Source organism: Halomonas sp. R57-5, assembly GCF_900070345.1.
Lineage (GTDB): Bacteria > Pseudomonadota > Gammaproteobacteria > Pseudomonadales > Halomonadaceae > Vreelandella > Vreelandella ventosae_B.
Map to the genome: position 1 here is coordinate 393889 of NZ_LN813019.1, position 22723 is coordinate 416611.

Here is a 22723-nt window from a genome sequence, read left to right on the forward strand (position 1 = left end):
GAGGTTTCTAGATGAATCACTTACTTCCGATTATAACAGGGACCGGCGCCAAGAGGTCGTTGACAGGCAAGCTAGGGAAGACTGTCCATGGAAGTGCAGCAATTGTGGCGCTTGGAGTTATTTACACTACGACGGTCGTGTATGTAGATCTTTATGCCATGATGGTTGTATTTCTATCTGCCATGCTGGCTTTGCTATTCCTTACTGTGAGCGCAGGACCAAATGGGCGAGTAGAACGTCCCAGCTTTGTAGACTGGTGCTTGGTAATAGCCAGTCTTGTTGTCGGTATCTATTTTTTGGCGGAAAATCAGCGGATTGTTGAGCGCATTACATTGCTGTATCCATTGGAAATGCCTGATTTGGTGGCAGCCAGCGTGCTTTTGGTGCTAACGATTGAGGCGACGCGTCGTACGGTCGGTTTTGGGCTGACTAGCGTTGTTCTGGCCTTTGTCTTTTACAATCTATGGGGGCACGGTCTACCCGGAACACTCGGTTTCAGGGAAGTTAGTTATAACCACTTCCTTGATATCATGATGTTTACGTCGGATGGATTGTTTGGAGTGCCCCTTCGAGTGGCTGCCACTTATGCCTTTCTTTTTGTAATGTTTGGTACCTTCCTTTCTAAAGCCGGAGGTGCTGAGTTTTTCTATAACCTAGCGTCCGCAGTGGCTGGCCGTAGAACGGGCGGCCCTGCTAAGATTGCCGTTATTTCCTCAGCGCTCTACGGTACCATGTCGGGAAGCCCAACCTCAGATGTTGTCACAACGGGTTCCGTCACTATCCCTATCATGCAACGCCTTGGCTACAGTAAAGCGCTTTCAGGTAGCGTAGAAGTAGCTGCTTCAACGGGCGGGAGCCTGTTGCCTCCAGTAATGGGTTCTGCAGCCTTCATCATGGCGGAGTATACGGGAATCGAATACCGCGATATCGCCATTGCAGGCATCATTCCTGCTTTACTCTATTTTTTGTGTGTTTACGCACAGGTGCATTTGCGCTCCCAGAAGCTTGGTCTGAGAGGATTAACGAAAGAAGAGACTCCGCCGTTAAAAGGTACTCTTAAGAACGGTGGCCTGTTCATACTTCCCTTGATTGCATTGTCATCTGCTTTGCTGATGGGCTATTCGCCCACTTATGTTGCAGCGGTATCAACTGTCGTAGTTCTGATGGTGTCTATGGKGCGTCGTTCAACACGAATGGGACCCATGGCAATATGGAATGCCTTGGCCGTAACTACGCTACGAATGGTATCCGTTGTTGCCGCTTGTGCAGCTGCTGGCTTGGTCATAGGGGGAATATCAATGACGGGGTTGGGCGGAAAATTTGCCGATCTTGTTTACTTGATGGCTGGCGATACCGCCTTTCTGGCCCTAATTATTTCCGCCGTGTTGGCCATTATCCTAGGGATGGGTATGCCAACACCCTCAGCTTTCATCCTGGCTGCTGTTCTGGTCGGGCCCACCTTGCTAGGACTTAATTTTAGTGTCCTTCAGACCAACATGTTCATCCTTTACTTCGCTGTGCTATCAGCTATGACGCCACCGGTCGCAGTAGCCGCGTTTGCCGCTTCGGCAATTGCGGATGCTAAGCCGCTGGAAATTGCCACCGGCGCGGTCAGATTAGCCATTACGGCTTTCATCGTTCCGTTTGCATTTGTATATGGCGAGGGACTTTTGATGGTAGGCGATCCTATCGAGATTATAGTTACCTGTGCTAGCGCAGTGATCGGTGTTTTGCTATTGAGCATCGCCGTGGAAGGGTACTGGCGAGGTCGAGTCAACGTGCTCCCAAGACTTGGTTTTGGAGTGGCAGGACTACTCTTTATTACACCAAACAGTTGGGCAGTTGCACTGGCTGTGATTATTGTCGCCATGGCAATTATCGGTACACCACATCTACGGTTACATAGCCAAAAATTGCCTGCATAAGGTAGATCACTTTTCTTCGTCATCTATGGAGGCAGAGTTATGGTAAAGACTCTGCCTCTATTCTTATTATAGCGGGAGAACATAGTGACAAGCTTGCAAGCAGTACCGATCTTGCTATCGCTTGCCTCTGCATTAATGTTTGCTGTCACATTTGTTCTCGTCAAAATAACTGGGCAAAACGTATCATCTCTTGCTGCTCTTTGTGTAACTCTCACTACTAATGTGGTAACTCTTTGGGGCTGGAGCTTGCTTAGTGCGCAGGAGAGTATTTCGATTTCGATTGAATGGGGCTACTTTGCAATAGCTGGTATTTTCGCACCTTTGATGGGGCGTTTTTTTCAGTTCCAAGGCATGGCTAAATTGGGCGCAAATATTACTACACCACTAACCTTGACTCACCCAGTTGTTACTGTACTTTTCGCGGTTATATTTCTAGGTGAAACCCTTAGAATTGAGATAATTGTCGGTGTATTAATGGTTTTGTTTGGAAGCTTACTTCTTGGTGCACAGAACGGAAACCATCCCAAGAATGTTTCTGAAGTCTCGAAAAAGTATTTACTATTTCCGTTAGCTGCTTCGTTTACTTATGGCGTTTCAGTGGTTTTCAGGAAAGCAGGTATTGATATCGGCACCGATGCAGTAACTGCCGCTGCAGTCACTACTACATCCTCCTGGCTCGTTTTGAGTATATACCTTGTGGCATTCAGACCTGCGCATGCGTTGATTCTTTGCCATACTGAGTTTGTAACACTTGTGATTGCCGGTATTTTCTCGAGTATTGGCCCCGTATTGCTTTATATGGCACTGCAGAAAGGTCATATTGCGATTATTGCGCCATTAGCAGCGACCACGCCATTCTTTGTACTACTTATTACTTTTTTGTTTATGCGTGATAATGAAACTTTCAGCGTGTGGATTATAATCGGAACTTTGTTTACTGTTTTAGGTTCAAGTTTTATGGCATATATTGGAATGTCTTGAAGTAATTTTAAAATACATCAAAAATAGTTGCTTATGCATAAGCCGGACGCTGAAAAGCTCAGCTCGAACTTAACGAAAAGTGTTTCATTTGCATTAATGAGATGTTAGAGCTGGTTATATAACTGACTGTCCCCTGGATTAGCACCACTCTCTCATGTGTCTCCACATATGCCGTTCGTTGAGCAAACTCAACGAACGGCAGGTAATTGAGTGAGCTGTGGGGGGGGGGGCGAACGTGATTGTAGTGGTCTCGCCCCGCATCAATTTCCGCTCTCGCCTCATTCATTGTTCTAAACCAGTGGCGGTTCAGGGATTTGTTTCGGAACTTACTGTTCAAGCTTTTCACCGAGGCATTCTGAGTAGGCTTKCCCGGCTAAATAAAGMCTAGTGTCACCGCCGTTTCTTTACTCCAGAAGAACATCGCTTTGCTCGTAAACTCTGTAATATAATCGCAAATAATTCTGTGAAGTTTACTTCTTGCTTCGCAAAGCTGCCCCATAAACTGAGCCACCTGACGTCCGTTAATCGATTCGGATACTAACTGGCCTACCATCTCCCGTGAAAAGTCGTCCACCACATTCAGCTCCCGAAGGCGCTAGCTGATCGGACACGAAGTCCATCGACCTACGCTCATTGGCCCTCGTTGGCACATTCAGCGGCTGCCGTGGCCGGTGGAGCTTCTGGCGCCGTTTGGTACGTACCTGCAGGCCTTCTTCGGTATAAATCCGATACGATCGCTTTCGGTTAGTGACCAGGCCTTCAGCTATTAACAGCGCATATAATAGCAGATAGCCATAGGCAGATTTCTGAGCGGCAAGCCCTTTAAGACGCGCTCTTAAGGCACCGTCTTGTTTATCCTACGCTTGATACCGATACGCTGTTCGAGGAGAAATGCCTACAAGTTGGCAGGCGGAACGCTCGTTAAACTGGTGATCATAAACCAGATGCCGAGCAGCCGCTTTTTGGGCTGTAGGCGTTACCACTTTTTTGACAGCACATCCTTCATGGCCTCGACTTCCAGGAGCTTGTCAGCCAGAAGCTTTTTGAGCCTATTGTTCTCTGTTTCAAGCTCCCGCAAGCGCTTCGCTTCATTCACTTCAAGGCCAGTGTACTTACTACGCCAGTTATAGAAGGTGCCGCTGGAAATACCCAGCTTGAGGCAGACAGAGGACGTCCACTTTGGCGCCTGCCTCATATTCCAGGATGGCGCCAATGATCTGATCTTCGGTATAGTGTGTCCCTTACATGTTGAGATCTCCGTCAAATAAGGGTTAGCGTGAAATCTCCTTATGTTCATAGCGATAGTTTTGGGAGACAGGTCACCCCTAAAAACGATTTTCCAAGTATGAATTAATTATTTGAGCTTCAACCCCCTTTATAGACCATCACCGCAACTTGAGTCACGAAAATTAATTGTCACTATAATTAAGGGCAAAACTAAGCTAGGGGAAGGACAGACGTTTTTTTACACAAATATTTATAAGCTATGCAAAAGCCAAAAACAGCTAAGCCTATAATATCGGTATAGAATCCACCAGAAAAAAGATCCGCTGGAATGAGTAGGAAAAGCCCTCCAAAAAGTAGTAAACAGCGAAACCATGTGCTCACTATACCGTTCATGTATCCAACGATTCCCGCCGTAACCATGTATATGCCTAATATTGCCGATCCTAACGCCAAAACTACCTCTATAAGACTGCCCTCTAATATAAGAGATGGGGCAAATAGAAATAGAAACGGTACGACATAGGCTGGCCAGGCCAGGCGCATTGCAGCAATACTCGTACTCCACGCTCCAGCACCAGCAATGTTAGCGGCCGCGAATGAAGCGAGGGCCACGGGTGGAGTCACCATAGAAAGAAGACCGAAGTAAAAGACGAAAAGGTGTGCCGAAATCACAGGTATACCGACCTCAACAAGTGCTGGCGCCACTAGCGTTGCGAGTAAGATATATACCCCTACAGTGGGCATTCCCATACCTAGCACAATACTAATTAGCGCGGTAATGAGAGCTAGCAGGAAAACATTCTCTCCACTTGCGTTGATAATATGAAGCGTGAGATTAAAGGCAAGGCCTGAAATATTGAGTACACCAATGATTAAACCAGCTGCAGCACAAACAATAACGAGCCCACACGCGGCTCCCCCTGCTGAAGACACAACCGGCCAAATATCACTAAGCGCAATGCGGCGTCCACGATACCCAAAAATTAAGCTTACAATTAACAGGGTGAGCACCGCCAAAACGGCCGCTCGTTCGGGGCGCATATTTAAAGCAAACAGTGCATAAAAGAGGATTAAAAAAGGAATTAGAAAATGCCAGCCTTGTTTTAACGAATGCCAGCCTGAGGGGATCTGGGAGGCTTCGACCGAGCGAATATTGCGCTTGGCGGCATAAAGATCAACGTTGATAAAAATGGCAAGGTAGTACAGCAGKGCAGAAGGCAGCGCTGCCATCATGACCGTTGAGTAGTCGACACCTATGAAGTCTGCCATGATAAATGCAGCCGCCCCCATTACAGGAGGTACTAGTTGGCCACCTGTAGAAGCCACTGCCTCTACCGAGGCTGCATAAGAAGGGGTGAAGCCTGCCCTTTTCATCATTGGGATCGTAACAACGCCAGTGCCAACCACGTTACCCACGGCACTGCCCGATATTGAGCCGAAGAGCCCCGAGGCGGTGACGGCAACTTTGGCTGGCCCCCCTCGAAATCGCCCCATGCCCGCTAAAGCGATGTCATTGAAAAAATCAGCTGCCCCGCAACGCGCCAGGAGCTGGCCGAAAAGCAAAAAAGGAATGACGATTATCACTGCGACTTTTAGTGCAGTCCCAAGCATCCCATTTGCATCGATCGCGAGATAGACCACCAGTTCCGATAACGTTGTCTCCCTGCTCTGAAGCTCCCCTGGGACGAGATGTCCAAATAGCCCGTAGGCTAGAAATATCAGAACAACCGATAGGATGCCAATACCGGCAGAGCTTGGCAGGTTAAATATAAGTGCGCTGAACAGGACTACGCTAGTCGCAATAAGCCAGCCCGGAAGATAGGGAGCCTCCATCGATATCATTGGATAGTAGAGGGAGACATACAGCCCAACACAAAATGTTAAAGCCGCACAGACAAAATCGGTTATTTTAAGAAGTCTTTTTTGAGAGTGCTCCGCCATGATCAAAAAACCAGCAGAGAGAGCAAGTGTTAGAACTAAGGCCAAGAGCTGTACATCGTAAACTGAAATGTTCAGCAGTTGATGCATGTTGCCGGCATAAGCGACCGGCAGCAGTACCATTAGTCCTCCTGCGAGCCTCTTCAACTGCTTGATCACACTAGTAGACATGTCAGGAACCATGGTGTCATCTTTGGACTCTAGCATGACGTTACTCCATCATCCCTACTTCATTATAAAAGCTAATCGCACCTGGGTGATAGCTTAACCCATTGAATTCAGGCGCCATTCTTTCAGGATCAAATTCCGCAAAGGTTCTGAGAATTCCACGCACTTTTTCAGGATTATCATGTAAAAGCTTCACAATTTCATAAACAGTTTCTTCAGGAACATGTGTTCCCGCCGTTAGCACGTAGTCGTAACCCATCATTGGTGTAGGCTCATCCACGCCTACACTGTCACTGCCCGGTTCGACCGTCTTAATATAAGAGGTGGGTACGAATTCCTGCATCGCTGCTTCGGCCTCGGGTGTATCGTTGACCGCAAGCCAGCGGATGCCTAGGGAAGCATCTGCCTCGCGTGTTTTACCCCCTTGTAATGCGAAGAAAGCTACATCTACGTTGCCCGTAATAAAGTCATCGACGCCATTTGGCACAGAAGGAACCATGTGCGCTTCCATATCATCAATAGACAGCCCCCCAGCAGCGAGAATGCCATCGACCTGAAATTTTAAGGTCGGCTGAGCTGTGTACCCATAGGTGATACTCGTGCCTTCAATATCGGAGACTTTGTAATAATCTGAATCTTCACGCACCATGAAGCCATAAGCTGAGGAGCTCAGCGAGGCAACAACTCGAAGGTTTTCCAGGGGCCTACCCTCGAATGGCTCCTGTCCCTGTACAGCAGCCGAAATATCGGGACTTGGTATTAATTGCAGGTCTAGACGCCCTGTATCAATCATTGGCATCGACTGTCCCGTTCCGCCATAGGCCTGAACACGCACATCTATACCCGCTTCATCAGATAGAAACTTCGCCATACCGGCATTGACGGCGTAGTTTTGTGAGCCTTGAGTTCCTGCGCCAATACCAAGCGACTGTGCGTTTGCACCGTTAGCCATAAAGAGTGTTGTACCGAGGAAAATTGCGCCCAGCATTGTTTTTTTCATGGTAATACTCCGTTGTTAATTTTATTTTTATCGATGATAAATAGCTTGTTTTTGTTGGGGKCAATCGCTTCCGTGCTTATATTCCACTATATCCAGCACGTGCCACCCAATAATCCCACGCACGTGCTAATGGCATAGGACTTAGGAGCATGGCGCTGGTTTTTTCTATCTCTCCGTCGGTCAAGTAGCTCAGTTCTCCGATCTGTAACGTGTCATGAATGAGCTTGGCATTATCCTTCAATCCTATAGAGACCATGCAAACCGCCTTAAGATTGTCAGCAGCACAGACACACCCATGCCCACGCAATAGAGCAACACGGCTTTCACCAAGTACCTTAGAAAGCGAGTGGCCCATCTCCATTGAATCTACAAGCATATTGGTATCGCCGAATTCGTCTTGGCTGTCCCAAGTTTCTATTGTTGAGCCTATTACGGCTGACATATGAAAGATCGGACGCAATGAAATGGCGTTCATGGTAAACGGCAGGATTGAGCGCGCATGATGATGCGTGACCGCGTTCACGTCGGGTCGATCCTTATAAATTGCGCCATGAATATGTCGCTCAGCATAAGGCCGACGATGGTCACTGCCGACCAACTCGCCATCCAACGTAAACTCCATGATATCGCCACGGGTCACTACCTCGGGACTGCGCGAGCGCGATAAGAAATAGCGATCAGGGTTCAGTGGGTTTCGTACGCTCACATGCCCAAAGTCATCTATTACGTCTTCACGAGCAAGAATGCGATTGGCAATGACTAGGTTGGTAATTGTCGTCTCAAGGATATCGTGCTCGAAACGTACGCTCATATTTTCAGACATTTGTTGGCTACTCCGCCGGAAGGGATTGGGAATGACTTCCTTCAGACTAGTTGTGTATTGTCACTTGAACTAATATATATTTATATGCTTCTTTATACTCTTAAAGGTATAGATTACTATGCGATCCTTTGTCTCCCAGCTCTCCATTCATAAGCTCGAGGTCTTTTGCATGGTCGCCGAGCTGAAGAGCATTTCTCGTGCTGCAGAGCGCCTTAACATTGCTCAGCCTGTCGTCTCAGCACATCTTAAATCGCTTGCGGACAAATTAGGGGTATCACTAACTGAACGAAGTGGACGTCGAATAGCATTAACCGAAGAAGGGGAACGTGTTTATCAATGGGCTCACGATGTTGTCATTCGCACTCATGAGCTTGAACGTGAAATAGCTGATACTCAGCGTGGACTGGCAGGGAAGGCTAAGGTGGGTGCTTCGATGACTCTGGGCTCTTACGTTCTGCCTAGTATTATCGCATCGATAAGGCAGCGTTATCCCCAAGGGGAAATATCAGTACAAGTAACTACCCCAATATTAGCGACGGATGCGGTGCTGCAAGGTGAATGCGACTTTGCTTTTACTATTCTAGACCCACGTCATGAAATCGCAGGTTTGGAAGTGCAGCGTGTGCGGGATGAGCAGTTAATCCTCGTTGCTTCTAATAATTCGGGGCTCAAGACAAAAAGCGTATCGCTTGAGGAGCTTGCTGAACTGCCTTTCGTCACTGCTCAGTTACGCACTCCTCGTCGCGAGATCGAGGAGCACTTGTTAATGGAATTTGGCGTGTCGCGCAACCAAATTGTAATGGAATTTGGACATGCCGAAGCAATTAAACAGGCAGTACGCGCCGGTGCAGGGGTTGCCTTCTTGTTCCAATCTTCGGTCAACGACGAACTTGCCTCGGGACTACTAAGAAGGCTCGATACATCAGGTATGGAATTACGTGTTCCGGTTTATCTGGTGCGTAGGAAACACAAGAAATTGGCCAAATTCCAGTCCATGATGCTGGATGAAATAACCCAAGCGCTAAGCAATTAGCCTGGCGATCTCATCGCMTTTTCCATCGAAGGTGCGTACCCCTTAGCGGCCTCAATCTCAACTACCGCTACACCGCCACTATCAAACACATCCAGAGCACCAATCATAGCTTTTTTCACTTCATCAGGTGAGTTTAACAGACCATAACTTACCGCCCCGAAGCCTTGAGCTATGGAACTGACATCAATATCTGGCCCGTTCATAACGATGCCAACATGCTTGTTTTCGACTGGGCGATTCCGCTCTCTAGCAACCGACTCCTGGTGTACTTCATCGTTGTAGAATGAATGGTTATTCACGACGACAATCAGCAAGGGGATGCTCTGGTTTACCGCAGTCCAAATAGCTGAAGCATTCATCAGAAAGTCTCCATCGCCCAGTACTGCCAGCGCGAGGAGCTTAGACTTCTCGTCACGTAGCGCTAAGGCTGCACCCACCGCCATACCGGGGCCAGATCCTATGCCGCCGCCTCCATCATAGCCCAGCGAGCCATAAGGATTGTCCACGGGCCAATCCGCACCTGTCCAACTGAGCGGGGCGCGGATTAGGCATGCAGAGCGCTTMCCAAGAGCGCTGCGCACTATTGCCGCTATATCTTGCGGAGTCATCGGTCCGTTCGCGATTTCTGCTGGTATGGGAAGCACAGGAACTGGATCTGGATCTCTTGCCTCTAGTGCTTCTACTAGTGCGGCTACTACTTGGTCAGGCTCATTAAGGAAGGCTACATCGGCCGGAGCGGGCGCCCCTCCATCCTTCACCCAGCCGCGATGGTTATGAACATCCAGCGTCGCTGAGATGATTTTCGCTGGAACCGGACGATCTCCAAAAACTGAACGCAGTGTGCCTCCGAAGTCCAGCCAGTCGAAATTGACTATAACGTCAGCTTCGGCGATGGCGGTTTTAGCTTGAGTGTCTGGAAAGTAACCTGCGCGTCCTACATTCGCGACATGAGTGCTGGGAAATGTCGCGCCGGTCTTAAAGTCAGTCACTACTTGCGCTCCCAGGCGCTCTATTAACGCAATGCGCAGCTTCCAATCCGTTGCAGAGCGCGACATACGGCCCATTAGAACGACAACTTTTTCTGCACCTGACAACAGCTTCGCTGCTACCGTTACTAAGTCGGGCGCGGGGGCGCCGGCCCTCGGTGCTCCTCGGCGGGCTATATCTATGTCAGGTAGCGGAGCATCTAGAGCCTTCTCTTGAAGTGCTGAATCGATATTTATATAGACTGGGCCGCGTGGCGCGGTTCCCGCATGAGAAACCCCTTCGACCAACGCGTGAAGAGTGGCCGTGACACCGCCAGGTTGATCGTCCCACTTTACAAAGTCTCGAATCAGTGAGCCTTGGTCTTGTGAGGTATGGATCCAGTCTATCCAGGAGCGTCTATGTGTGGCATCAACCGGCCCTGTAGCTCCAAGAACCAACATTGGCACCCGGTCGCACCATGCGTTATAAATGCCCATAGAACCATGCATTAAGCCCACATTAGAATGTAGTGCTACGCCCATGGCGCGCCCAGTTACTTTGGCATAGCCATGCGCAATGGCAACCGCCGCCTCTTCATGTACGCATAGCAACAGTTGAGGGTCATTGTGGGTGAAGTTTACTAAACTATCGTGAAGCCCTCGATAACTCGCTCCGGGATTGAGAGCGATATAACGAAGATCCAGTTCATTTAATGTTTTGGCGATCGCATCCGAGCCCCAGCAGGGGGTATTGTTTTGGGTCTTATGGCTCATGATTTCCTCTCAAGACAGCATGATGTTAATAGTTTTTGATTCGGTGTAGCTAAGCAGCTCTTCACGACCTTCCTCGCGGCCCMCGCCGCTTGACTTCATCCCGCCAAAAGGTACTCCCAGGAAGTGCATGCTTGAGCCGTTGATCCATATATGCCCCGACCGGATCTGCTTCGCCATCTTCAGAGCTGCGTTAATGTCATGCGTCCAAACGGCAGCGGTTAAGCCGTATTCTGTGCTATTAGCCATAGCTACTGCTTCATCAAAGTCTTTCCAGCGTCCAATCGCCATAACAGGCCCAAATACTTCCTGTTGCCATAAGCGCATGTCGGGCGACACATCAGCGTAGACTGTTGGCGCTACCCAGAACCCCTTAAGAAACTGTTTCCCTTCGGGCCGCGCGCCCCCTAGCATTCGACGCGCGCCATCAGCATCGGCATTGCCGCAATGAGCCAGGATACGCTGCATGTGCAGTTCAGAATTGACCGGTCCCACATCGGTTGCGTCACTCAAGGGGTCGCCAATGCGCAACGCGGCGACACGCTCAACAACCGCATTAAGTACGTGATCGTAGATATCTTCATGCACTAGCAAACGACTGAGCGAACCACAGGATTGGCCCTGCCATGAAAAGTTCATCCCAAACACGGCGGCGTCAGCGATCTTTTCAGGGTCGCAATCGGGGAACACGATCATCGGATTCTTGCCGCCCAGTTCCAGCGTTATATGCTTGACCCCGACTTCGGCCGCCGATCTTTGGATAGCCCGTCCGGTTTCGGGCGAACCGATGAAAGCGATCCGCTTGATCCCTGGGTGTCGAACGATTGCGTTTCCAACAACGTCACCTTCACCAGTTACGATATTAAACACACCCGGAGGTAAGGTATCGCGAGCGATCTCGGCGAGTACCATCGACGATAGTGGAGATGTTTCAGGGGGTTTTACGATCACGGCATTACCTGCCGCCAGCGCCGCGGCGGTACGTGCGACGGCGAACATGATCGGGTGGTTAAAAGGKGCAATTCGCGCCACTACCCCATAGGGTTCATGCAGCGTCAGGTGTAGATTCTGAGATGTCGCCGGAATGGTGTCGCCCCGCAGATCGGGGCCAAGTCCGGCGTAGTAGCGCAAACTCTCCACGGCGGTTGGCACGTCGATCATTCGCATTGGCCGAATCGTGTTTCCAGTATCGCTGACCTCGATTCGCAGTATTTCATCCGCACGGGCAGCAATAGCGTCAGCGAATCGGTTCATAGCTGCGGCCCGTTCCATCGGTGTTAACGCCGCCCAGGCGGGCCAAGCTTTTTCTGCAGCTTGTACCGCTCGATCCACATCTTCTGACGAACCTGCTGGTACACGACCAATAGGCTCTTCCGTTGCGGGATTTATAGATGTCGACCATTTGCCAGTAACGCTTTCAACCAGTTCACCACCGATCAGCATTCGCTCTGCTTCGCAGACACGTTCCATTTTGTTCTCCTTATTCGGATCTCAAGAAGTAAACAGTAATGAAGGCATCGGCAGCCTTCGGTCAAATATATAAACGATGCGACATCTATAGCTGATTAGATATATTTGGATTCTTTTTAACCATGTGGGCTATGAAAAATTTCTTAGGCATCGTGAGGGCACAAGGATATTCATCAGAGATTAAAAGTATTCAGACGGACATACCGTCAATCGTTTTCGTTGTTTTTTACTTAGGCTGAAGGTCAATTACCAAAAAGTATAATTGCAATCTCACCAATCAGTCACAACACTGATGATCACAATGCTGATCAATATTAATAATATTTATGATGAGGAATCGCCATGCAGTTTCATCTCAACGGCTTTCAGACAGGCGACCCAAAGCGCTATACCTCTGACAAGGCAATTGCCAATTCAGACCAATTACCTAAAGAGGTCGATGTACTTATCGTCGGCTGCGGCCCAGCAGGTTTAACGCTTGCCGCCCAGCTTTCACGCTTTCCTGAGATCCGTACACGTATCGTTGAGCAGAAAGACGGGCCCATCAAGCTCGGTCAGGCCGACGGCATCGCCTGCCGCAGCATGGAAATGTTTAACGCCTTTGGTTTCGTCGACAAAGTGATGAACGAGGCGTGTTGGATCAACGAGACGGTATTTTGGAAGCCAGATGAGACAACTCCTAAAAATATAGTGCGCCACGGGCGCGTACAGGATACTGAGGACGGACTTTCCGAATTCCCTCACACGGTACTCAACCAAGCTCGTGTACATGACTTTTTTCTTGAAGTGATGCGTAACTCACCGAGCCAGCTGGAGCCAAACTACTCACGCCGGGTGGTCGATGTAAAGATTGATTCTACGCAGGCCGATGTGGTCACATTGGGCACTGAAGCGTATCCGGTAACGGTCAAGCTAGAGCGCATAGATGATGCACACCAAGGCGAGACAGAAACAGTGCGTGCCCGCTACGTGGTCGGCTGCGATGGGGCGCGCAGTGCAGTGCGTCAGTCACTTGGTCGCGCACTAGTTGGTGATTCTGCGAACCAAGCCTGGGGTGTGATGGACGTGCTAGCGGTTACGGATTTCCCCGATATTCGCATGAAGGCGACTATTCACTCTGCTAACGAAGGCAATATTTTAGTAATTCCGCGAGAAGGCGGTTACTTAACGCGCCTTTACATAGAGTTGGATAAACTCAGCGAGAACGAGCGTGTTTCGAGCCGGAATATCACCTCTGATCAACTCGTGGCTGCAGCGCAACGTATTCTCCMCCCCTACAAGCTGGATGTGAAAGAAATTGCTTGGTGGTCCGTGTACGATATTGGCCAGCGCTTGTGCGATAAGTTTGACGATGTGCCCGTAGAAGCAGTTGGCAGCCGTATCCCCCACGTGTTCATAGCAGGTGATGCCTGCCATACACACAGCCCAAAAGCGGGGCAAGGCATGAATGTTTCCATGCGCGACACCTTCAATCTAGGCTGGAAGCTAGCCGCGGTGTTGCAGGGCAAAAGCTCTCCAGCAATATTGGATACCTATACTACCGAGCGCCAGACAGTGGCGAGAGAACTAATTGATTTTGATCGTAAGTTTTCTAAGATGTTCAGTGCCCCACCCAAAGGTTCGCCTGAAGATAAAGGCGACGGCGTGGATCCTAAAGAATTTCAAGATTACTTCATCAAGMAAGGGCGCTTTACTGCAGGCACGGCAATTCAGTACTACCCTTCGCTAATCTCAGCTGAACCGCTCCATCAGCACTTAGCTAAAGGGTTTGAAGTGGGCAAGCGCTTTCACTCTGCCCCGGTGGTGCGCCTGTCAGATGCTAAACCTATGCACCTGGGCCACACTATCGAAGCCGATGGCCGTTGGCGATTGTTTGCGTTTGCCGGTGCGGGCGACCCCACAGCGGCAGGCTCAGATATTGGCCGTCTATGCCGTTTTCTAGACGAGTCGCCGGACTCTCCAGTACGTAAGCATACGCCGAAAGATGAAGATATTGATGCTGTGTTTGATCTGCGCGCTGTTTGCCAGCAGGGCTTCCGCGAGCTTTCACTGGATGCTTTTCCAAAATTTCTGTGGCCGCACAAGGGAAAGTATGGTCTGCATGACTATGAGAAAGTATTCTGCCCAGACCTAAAAAATGCGGAAAATATTTATGATTTGCGTAGAGTTAACCGAGAGCAGGGGTGCCTAGTAATTGTCCGCCCTGATCAACATGTCGCCAACGTACTGCCGCTTAATGCGCACGATGAACTCGCTGCATACTTTGACCGCTTCATGCTGGTTGCCACCTGACTTACACTACGCTGACGGGCTCGCTAAAGTCGAGAACGCTGTTATACCGTGCATATATCTCACTGGATAGAATGTACAACTGACAATTCCATTGAATAGCAGCCGTGCCTCATTAACGGTCATGGCTTTTTTCATTCACTACTGAGTAAAAGCGAGAACATGGCCGGAACCCCGCTCTCCGATGCAAACGTGCTGCCAGGTAACCTACTTCGGCGCTGCCACCAGATCAGTGTTGCAATATTTCTGCGCAAGTGCGAGGCAAGCAACCTTACTCAATTGCAGTACATTATACTCTGTGCGCTCGAGGAAATGGGCCCGGTCGACCAGATCACCCTGGGCGGTTACACCGCCTTAGATCGCAATACTATAGCTGTGGTGGTTCGTAAGCTGGAAGAGCGCGGCCTTGTCAATCGACGCCGAAATCCAGAGGATCGGCGATCAATGTTTGTCAGTCTCACCGAACAGGGAGAGCAACTTCGCAACGACTCTGAATCAGCAGTTGCCGAGGKGCAGAAGGAGATTCTTGCCCCTTTGAACGAGAACGAACAGGAAGTGCTTTGCTCGCTGCTGAAGCGTATTGCTGACAGCAACAACCACTTGAGTCGTGTACCTATACGTCTTGGAGGTTTGCCCAGGTTACCAGCCAATCCAGATAAGTAATCTGCTTAAAAGCCATTGGCCTTAACTGAGCTGAGTGCAATACTTAGAATTTTTGATTTTTTGTCGGCTCATCAGTCCCCAATAACATCAGTTCATGAAAAAAATTTCCGTAACGAAGCTAAAAACCGAATTAGACGCTTTTATTATTTTATATCTGTACTAGGTAATATAGGATTAGGGCCAAAGAATTTTAAACATTTCATATTGGTTCACAGTGTGAGGAAATTGGTGCTGAAAATATAAATAGCAATACTGTGTATGAAACACCATGTCTCTCCCGTACCTGTCGAGTGATATAAAGTTGCTGTGGTAATTTAATAAAGCGAGAATTTTATAATTTATAAAAATGTAGGTTATACCATACTAATCCTATCTTAATTTTAATTTTTAACGGTTATCCAAGGAGCATTTCCGCTAAATTGCAAAACACTTTAGCAGGTGTGCTTAGTGGCCTATTTTTAGGCCACGAAATTCCTATTTCCATCGAGGGAATTGCACTGCTGAGTTCGATATGCTCGATCCTTTTACCATCAAGCGACCATGGCCGATAGACCATGTCGGAGAGGATAGTAATCCCTGTTCCATTAGCTACCATGCTTCGAACTGCTTCCACTGAGGATGTTTGAAACATTATATTTGGGGAGACTCCCTCAGGTTTCCAGTATTTGAGAGCTGTTTGATCCGCTTCGTCCACAGTCAACATGATATAGGGATGGTGGGCGATATCTTTCAGAGAAAGTTTTCCCTTGTTCAGTAGTTCATGATGACTGGCAACCCAGAGCCGTCGACGAGATTTGGTCAACGTCATCTTTTCTAACCAATGATGATGTTCAATATTGGATGTTAAAAAAATTGCCAGATCATACTCTCCTGACTTTAAACCTTGTTCAATTTCGGGTCTTGATACCTCGCTTAACTGAAGCTTTATCCCTGGGTAACGGCGTTGGAATTGCGCTAACAGTGGCGGAAGAAAATAGCCTGCCMCGGTGTAGGTCATAGCTAACCGCAAGTTGCCTTCCAACTTGGTGTGAGTATCTTGCAAGCTATCAAAGGCATCATCAAGCGCTTGGAAAGCATAGTTGACACGCTGCAAAAAACGCGTGCCTTCGCGAGTGAGTAGCATTCCACGGCTAGTGCGTCGAAACAGTGCTACACCTACCTGATCTTCAATTTCCCTTACCCCAGTAGTGATCGAGGACTGGGAGACATTCAAATCAATGGCAGCCTGGGTGACACGACCACTCTTAGCAACGGCTAAAAAGTAACGAAGTTTACGGAGCGAAAGATCTCGAGACATATCGAACTACCTACAGCATTCGGATTTTTTGATAACACTCTACAAAAATTAATATTATCAATATCTCTGCTTAGCTGCCATTAATGAAAGGAAGTCCTAAGGAGAGACTACATGACAACGACGATTGATCTGAATGCAGATATGGGAGAGAGCTTTGGTGCATGGACAATTGGTGACGGGGTTGACCCTGACATTATGCCATTGATCAGTTCTGCCAATATCGCGGCAGGCTTTCATGCTGGTGACCCCTCCMCCATGGTAGAAACGCTTCGCCTAGCATCTCGTCATGGGGTAAGCGTAGGAGTTCACCCAGGATTTCGTGATCTGGTCGGTTTTGGACGACGCCCCATCTTGGCATCAGCCGATGAACTAGTGAATGACGCGATTTACCAGTTGGGTGCATTTCGAGAGCTTGCCTGCCTGGAAGGCTTGGAGGTGAATCACTTCAAACTTCACGGCGCGCTATTTATGCATGCAGCGCAAGATGTGGAGTTTGCCGAAAAACTGAGTGCTGCGCTCGTAACAGTCGCTCCCACTCTGCCTGTTTATTGTCTGGCGGGCTCCGCCATTGATAAAGCGGCTGAAAGTGCTGGCCTGCCGAGAGTGCATGAGTTCTATGCAGATCGTGGCTACAACGATGAGGGCAGTATTGTTTTCGTGCGCAAGGTGCAGCGCCTAGACCCGCAGCAGGTGGCGCAAAAGGTACTACGCGCCTGCCAGGAGGGAAAGGTTGAAGCGGACAGCGGTCAGCAGGTAGCCGTTAAGTTCCAGTCCGTCTGTATTCACAGTGATACCCCAGGAGCCTTCTCACTGGTTAAGGCCGTGCGCGAGGTGCTTGACGACGCAGGAATTACGGTAGCTAAACCTTAAGTAAATTAGCATCACGTCCATGTGCTCACTTTGGGCGTACTTAAATTACGATAATTCACAGGAGTTGAATAATGMCAAAACCAGAGATTCAAGCCCCTTTCCCCGGTGTGTTCTACCGCAAATCTTCTCCAGATGCCCCCGTCTATGTTGAGGAAGGTCAAGTGGTTCAAGTGGGCGATGTTATTGGCTTAATTGAGGTCATGAAACAGTTTGTGGAGCTCAAGGCAGAAGTTTCTGGAACGCTGCTACATTTTTCAGTCGACAACGAAACAGTTCTTGAGGCTGGTGATGTAATTGCAACCATGGAGATGAACGAATGATTCGTCGACTGCTGATCGTTAATCGTGGCGAGATAGCATTAAGAATTGTTCGAGCGGCACAAGAGTCTGGTCTTGTCAGTATTATTGCTCATAGCGAGGCAGACACGGACACACTTGCCGTTCAGCGGGCAGATGAAGCTGTCTGCATTGGCCCAGCGCAGGCCTCCAAAAGCTATCTCAATATTCCCGCCATCATCGAAGCGGCAAAGGCCTGTCAGGCGGATGCCGTACATCCTGGCTACGGTTTTCTATCTGAAAGTGCTGATTTTGCTCGAGCGGTCAAAGAGGCTGGCATGGTCTTTATTGGCCCTGATGCTGAAATCATTGCACGCATGGGCGACAAGGCAATGGCTCGCCAGACGGCGATTGAAGCGGGTGTTCCTGTGGTGCCGGGTTCCCCCCATGCGGTCAAGGGTCTGGACGACGCATTAGCGGTTGTCGAGAGCGTCGGCTTTCCGCTGCTGATCAAGGCTGCCGCAGGCGGCGGTGGGCGTGGTATTCGCATTGCCGAAGATAGGGATGCCTTGGGCAAGCAGTTGCCACTGGCACAGGCCGAAGCACAGGCGTCCTTCGGTGATGGGCGTGTATATTTGGAGCGTTTTATTTCTAGCGCACGACATATTGAGGTTCAGGTATTAGGTGATGGAAAGCGTGCCGTCCACTTTTTCGAACGCGAGTGCTCATTGCAACGCCGCCGCCAGAAAGTATTTGAAGAGGCTCCATCCTCAGCGCTCGATAGCGCCACTCGCAAAGCGCTTTGTGAATCTGCCGTAGCGCTTACCGAACATGTGGGCTACGTAGGGGCCGGTACGTTGGAGTACCTTTTTGATGACACCACAGGKGAATTCTTTTTCATCGAGATGAATACGCGAATCCAGGTCGAGCATCCAGTCACGGAGATGATAACCGGCGTTGACCTGGTCAGGGAAATGATCCGTCTGGCCTGTGGCCAGGCACTGCGAATGACGCAATCGGACATTAGTCTGAAGGGGTGGGCCATCGAAATGCGTATTAATGCAGAAGATCCTGAGCGGGACTTTTTCCCCTCTCCAGGTACGGTAAAAAGGCTAATTTGGCCAGCTGGGCCGGGTATCCGTATCGATAGCGGCCTGTACGAAGGCTACAAAATGCCTCCATTTTATGACTCCCTAGTGGCCAAGCTCATTGTTTGGGATGAAGATCGCGAATGCGCATTGAAGCGTGCTGGCCGTGCGCTAGATGAGTTCCAGCTTGAAGGATTTTCCACCACTGCAAGCCTGCATCGCCGCCTAGTCGAAGACCCCCAGGTTAAGGAAGGGGCTATAGATACGACCTTTCTGGAGCGTTGGCTTGCCGAGCCAGCGTCAAGTCACGTCCATGCGAAGGAGGTCATCGATGAGCAATGAGATGACAACCACAGCCCGTTATAGTCAGGCGGGTGATGAGTTCTTGTTTGTTGAGCTGAATGAAGAAATGACCCTTGAGGCATTCTTTCGCTCAATTTCAATCACCCAGCGGCTACGTGACATGGCCCTGCCGGGAATCGTTGAGATCTGCCCGGCAAACGCGTCCTATCAAGTACGCTATAACCCTGATGTCATATCTGCAGGCCAGTTGCAGGAAACGTTGGAGTCGTTGGATCGTGAGGTGTCGACCCAGCAAGTGCGTACCCTTGAAACCCGAGTGATAGAAGTGCCCGTGCTGTACAACGACCCCTGGACCTATGAAACCCTGATGCGTTTTCGTGACCATCATCAGGACCCTTCCAGTACAGACCTGGAATACGCAGCCCGTATCAACGGCTACGACAGTGTCGACGCTTTCATTGAAGCACATAGCTCAACGTCCTGGTTTGTTTCTATGGTGGGGTTTGTTGCAGGCTTGCCCTTTATGTATCAGATGGTACCGCGAGAGCGCCAAATCCAGGTGCCTAAATACCTGCGCCCTCGTACAGATACACCCAAGCAGACGGTGGGTATCGGCGGGTGCTTCAGTGTGATTTATTCGGTGCGTGGCGCCGGTGGCTATCAGATGTTTGGGGTCACCCCTATGCCTATCTACGACCCCGCAGGCGATCAGCCGCATATTGATGATTCGATGATTTATTTCCGGCCGGGCGACATCGTAAAGCATCGTGCTATAGACCGTGAGGAATACGACGCCCTGTTGTCTGCAGCAGAAAAGGGGGMTTTCAAGCCACGGGTAGCATCGTTCACCTTTGATCTTGATGCTTTTTCACAAGATCCAGATGGCTACGCACGTCGTGTTAAGGAGGTACTGTATGAGCATTGAAGTCATTAAGCCTGGTCTGGCTTCGTCGATTCAGGATAAAGGGCGCGAAGGGAAGTACCACTTGGGTATCCCTCCGTCAGGCGGCATGGATCAGCGCTCCTTGATTGCCGCCAACCTGCTGCTCGGTAATCCGGAAGGTGCCGCCGTGATCGAATGTGCGCTGATGGGCCCAGAATTGCGCTTTAACGAGGCGCGTAAGGTTGTCGCCTGTGGCGCTGAGATGACGCCCCGCGTTAACGGCGAGGCCAGGCCCTTGAATGAGGTCTTCGAGGTACCAGCGGACGCAACGCTGAGCTTTGATTTCGTCAAGGCCGGAGCGCGCCTGTATCTGGCGATTGAAGGTGGCATTGATGTGCCAGAGCGGTTAGGGAGCCGGAGCACTTACACCCTGGGCTCGCTTGGAGGATTGAACGGCCGTAATCTGCAAGCAGGCGATGTATTGCACATTCTGCCTGCCCATGGTTATGCAACGCTAGGGCGTTGTCTTCCCGGTACATTACTTCCTGAGTTTTCCAAGCACTATCAATTACGGGTGATACCAGGCCTATATGCTCATCGCTTGATGCCGGAAAGCCATGCGCTTTTTTATGAGGAGGACTGGTCAGTAGCTTCGGAAGCCGATCGTATTGGCTATCGAATGAAAGGCGGCAGCCCGCTTAACTTTGTCGAGCGGGAGCCTCCTTTTGGAGCGGGTGATGACCCATCTAATATTGTTGATGCATGCTATCCAATTGGTTCTATTCAGGTTCCTAGTGGAAGCGAACCGATCATTTTGCACCGCGATGCGGTATCAGGTGGTGGTTACGCGATGATTGGTACGGTGATCAGCGCCGATATGGATACCGTGGGACAGATTCAACCTCACCAAAAGGTTAGGTTTGTCGAAGTGAGCCTCGAAGAAGCGTTAGCAGCACGTGTTAGCTATCAGCAAGAACTAGAGCGCTTAAGACAAATGCCATGATTCGCTAAAAAAGGGGTTCGGTGCACTTGACGTAAAGTGACAGTGCACCATACGCCAAACATTTACCCGATACACAGTCTATTGTGGATATGTATCTTTTTAGCTTTCAACAGAATAAAAAATAAGAAAATTACTATAAATATAATATTTAAGTTCGTCAGTTCACGTTTCAAAAAATGCGCCAAGCGCAAGCTTTTCGGCTGCCGGGCCTAAAACTAACTATTAAAGGAAAGTGATATGACACACCAAAACCAAAAAGAGGCAAAAGACCTCGATTATTCCGAACAGCCGGTCCCTCCTGAAGGACGTATGCCACGTATTAACTTAATGATGGCATGGTGGGCTGTTTGTAGCGCCATTTTTTACATGGTGGTAGCGGCCGCGATGGCACGTGCTTACGGTACAACCAATGCACTTATTGGTATTGTGCTAACCGTGATTGCTTATGGAATAATTAACGGCGTAATTAGTCGCTATTCAATGAAAACGGGTTTAACCGTTGCGCTTTTTTCGAAGATTTTATTTGGCCACTTTGGTGCAGTGGTTGCCACCCTAATATTTTTTGCAACAGCCCTCTATTATGCTGTTTTTGAAGGATATGTTATGGCATTAGTGCTCTCTGAATGGAGTGGCAATATGTCGATGGCGGTAGCAACAGGCATTGTGGTTATCTTTGGCATAGCACTTATTTTTGGCAGTGTTCAACATTGGCTCGRCAAGTTTAATGGTGTGCTACTACCTGTATATGTGATTGGTATGTTWATTGCTGTTGGTATGGCGATTAACGAGTTTGGTTACCCTTCCGGTTGGATCACACGTGTCCCTGAGGGCGGAGCTTCGCCTTGGGGGTGGTTGCATACCTTTGCCTWCTATATGGGTGTTTGGGTATTGATGATGTTTACCTTTGATTACGCTCGATTTGGACATGAAAAGGATACATCCTTCCACGCTCGTATTACTTTCGGTATACCATTCTATGCCATGACCTTTCTTTTTAGTGGCATCGTAGGGATATTGCTAGATTCAATGATACCTACTGATGGCCTATCGGAAGCCTCTATAGTGCTAGGTCTGCTTGAATTAATGGGGGTCGGTGGGCTGCTGTTGGTATGGGTAACCCAGAGCCGCATAAATACTGCTAACTTCTATCTGGCTACTGTTAATTTTGAGTCATTCATTCGTAAGGTTACGGGCATAAAAATGTCCAAGGTCGTTGCCGGTTGTTTAATTGGTGTGATCGCATATGTACTCATGATGGCGGRTGTATTTTCCTACATTCTTCAAGCGTTAGCTTATCAAGGTGTCTTCGTGGTTGCTTGGGTCGGTGTTGCGTTAGCTCATATTTTATCTAAAACCTATCAAGATCGTTTTAAAGGTCACGTTGAACTTGATAACTCCAATATTCCCGCTTTTAATCCTTGCGGTTTACTGGCGTGGTTCAGTGCAGCAATGACCGGAATTATTATAATGAACATTCCTGGTATTGCTGGATTTTCAGCGCCTGCAACATTTTTATGCGCGTATATTGTTTATGAACTAGGGCTTAGGTTTGCTAAAGATGAGTGGTATGTTGCCGGCCTTAGGTAAATTTAATTAGTTTTTTGGGTGCGAATTTATATCATGACTTTCTTTAAATAATATTAATAGCTGATAGTTGCGTTTTATTATTTGATAAATAATTATTTATGACCACAGCTTAATATTTTTTTGAATTAAGTCATGTTGATTATCATCCGAGGATTGTTATAAGT

At 49.0% G+C, this 22723-nt stretch carries 17 protein-coding genes and 1 pseudogene; 11 read left to right on the plus strand and 7 right to left on the minus strand.

The genetic code is table 11. The features are described 5' to 3' along the window. Positions 1-11 precede the first annotated feature (11 nt). Both HALO_RS01830 and HALO_RS01835 read left to right on the plus strand, forming a co-directional pair. Positions 12-1925, plus strand: coding sequence for a TRAP transporter permease (locus tag HALO_RS01830; RefSeq protein WP_050712934.1), 1914 nt, complete (start codon positions 12-14; stop codon positions 1923-1925). Positions 1926-2009: 84 nt separating this feature from the next. Continuing rightward, complete coding sequence (locus HALO_RS01835; RefSeq protein WP_009286118.1) at positions 2010-2906, plus strand: DMT family transporter; 897 nt, start codon at positions 2010-2012, stop codon at positions 2904-2906. Between the two features lie 169 nt (positions 2907-3075). Here HALO_RS01835 and HALO_RS01840 read toward each other — a convergent pair. From HALO_RS01840 to HALO_RS01855, 4 genes and pseudogenes are all read right to left on the minus strand, one after another. Beyond that, positions 3076-4123: pseudogene (locus HALO_RS01840) on the minus strand (IS3 family transposase); the annotation flags it as partial. Positions 4124-4343: 220 nt separating this feature from the next. Continuing rightward, positions 4344-6278, minus strand: coding sequence for a TRAP transporter permease (locus HALO_RS01845; RefSeq protein ID WP_009286117.1), 1935 nt, complete (start codon positions 6276-6278; stop codon positions 4344-4346). Positions 6279-6282: 4 nt separating this feature from the next. After that, entirely contained in the window at positions 6283-7239 is a 957-nt protein-coding gene (locus HALO_RS01850) for a TAXI family TRAP transporter solute-binding subunit (RefSeq protein ID WP_009286116.1), read from the minus strand. A 76-nt stretch (positions 7240-7315) separates the two neighbouring features. After that, positions 7316-8062, minus strand: a complete 747-nt coding sequence (locus tag HALO_RS01855; RefSeq protein WP_197671968.1) for a class II aldolase/adducin family protein — start codon at positions 8060-8062, stop codon at positions 7316-7318. 118 nt (positions 8063-8180) lie between these two features. On the opposite strand from HALO_RS01855, the gene HALO_RS01860 reads away from it, so the two are divergent. After that, positions 8181-9095 carry a LysR family transcriptional regulator gene (locus HALO_RS01860; RefSeq protein WP_009286115.1) on the plus strand — a complete coding sequence of 305 codons (915 nt, stop codon included), beginning with the start codon at positions 8181-8183 and terminating at the stop codon, positions 9093-9095. Here HALO_RS01860 and HALO_RS01865 read toward each other — a convergent pair. Both HALO_RS01865 and HALO_RS01870 read right to left on the minus strand, forming a co-directional pair. After that, on the minus strand, positions 9092-10834 hold the full coding sequence (locus tag HALO_RS01865; RefSeq protein WP_050712935.1) for a thiamine pyrophosphate-binding protein: 1743 nt from the start codon (positions 10832-10834) through the stop codon (positions 9092-9094). The two genes, HALO_RS01860 and HALO_RS01865, sit on opposite strands and share 4 nt — an antisense overlap. Before the next feature lie 9 nt (positions 10835-10843). Next, entirely contained in the window at positions 10844-12301 is a 1458-nt protein-coding gene (locus tag HALO_RS01870) for an aldehyde dehydrogenase family protein (RefSeq protein WP_050712936.1), read from the minus strand. Positions 12302-12643: 342 nt separating this feature from the next. Here HALO_RS01870 and HALO_RS01875 point away from each other — a divergent pair, with 342 nt between their 5' ends. Continuing rightward, positions 12644-14593, plus strand: coding sequence for an FAD-binding monooxygenase (locus HALO_RS01875; protein ID WP_050712937.1), 1950 nt, complete (start codon positions 12644-12646; stop codon positions 14591-14593). A 159-nt stretch (positions 14594-14752) separates the two neighbouring features. Further along, complete coding sequence (locus tag HALO_RS01880; protein ID WP_050712938.1) at positions 14753-15253, plus strand: MarR family winged helix-turn-helix transcriptional regulator; 501 nt, start codon at positions 14753-14755, stop codon at positions 15251-15253. Positions 15254-15647: 394 nt separating this feature from the next. Here HALO_RS01880 and HALO_RS01885 read toward each other — a convergent pair whose 3' ends face one another. Next, positions 15648-16550, minus strand: a complete 903-nt coding sequence (locus tag HALO_RS01885) for a LysR family transcriptional regulator (RefSeq protein WP_050712939.1) — start codon at positions 16548-16550, stop codon at positions 15648-15650. A gap of 111 nt (positions 16551-16661) precedes the next feature. Between HALO_RS01885 and HALO_RS01890 the strand changes: the two genes are divergently transcribed. From HALO_RS01890 to HALO_RS01915, 6 genes are all read left to right on the plus strand, one after another. Next, complete coding sequence (locus tag HALO_RS01890) at positions 16662-17420, plus strand: 5-oxoprolinase subunit PxpA (RefSeq protein WP_050712940.1); 759 nt, start codon at positions 16662-16664, stop codon at positions 17418-17420. A 71-nt stretch (positions 17421-17491) separates the two neighbouring features. Then, the gene (locus HALO_RS01895) at positions 17492-17740 is read left to right on the plus strand and encodes an acetyl-CoA carboxylase (protein WP_050712941.1); all 249 of its coding nucleotides are present in this window, start codon (positions 17492-17494) and stop codon (positions 17738-17740) included. Further along, positions 17737-19125, plus strand: a complete 1389-nt coding sequence (locus HALO_RS01900) for an acetyl-CoA carboxylase biotin carboxylase subunit (protein WP_039857529.1) — start codon at positions 17737-17739, stop codon at positions 19123-19125. The genes HALO_RS01895 and HALO_RS01900 overlap by 4 nt, the downstream gene beginning before the upstream one ends. Then, positions 19115-20011, plus strand: coding sequence for a 5-oxoprolinase subunit B family protein (locus HALO_RS01905; protein ID WP_197671969.1), 897 nt, complete (start codon positions 19115-19117; stop codon positions 20009-20011). Before HALO_RS01900 ends, HALO_RS01905 begins: the two co-directional genes overlap by 11 nt. Then, the gene (locus HALO_RS01910) at positions 20001-20972 is read left to right on the plus strand and encodes a biotin-dependent carboxyltransferase family protein (RefSeq protein WP_039857528.1); all 972 of its coding nucleotides are present in this window, start codon (positions 20001-20003) and stop codon (positions 20970-20972) included. The genes HALO_RS01905 and HALO_RS01910 overlap by 11 nt, the downstream gene beginning before the upstream one ends. A 237-nt stretch (positions 20973-21209) precedes the next feature. Further along, positions 21210-22559: a purine-cytosine permease family protein gene (locus HALO_RS01915; RefSeq protein WP_050712942.1), complete on the plus strand. Its 1350-nt coding sequence runs from the start codon at positions 21210-21212 to the stop codon at positions 22557-22559. Positions 22560-22723: the final 164 nt, after the last annotated feature.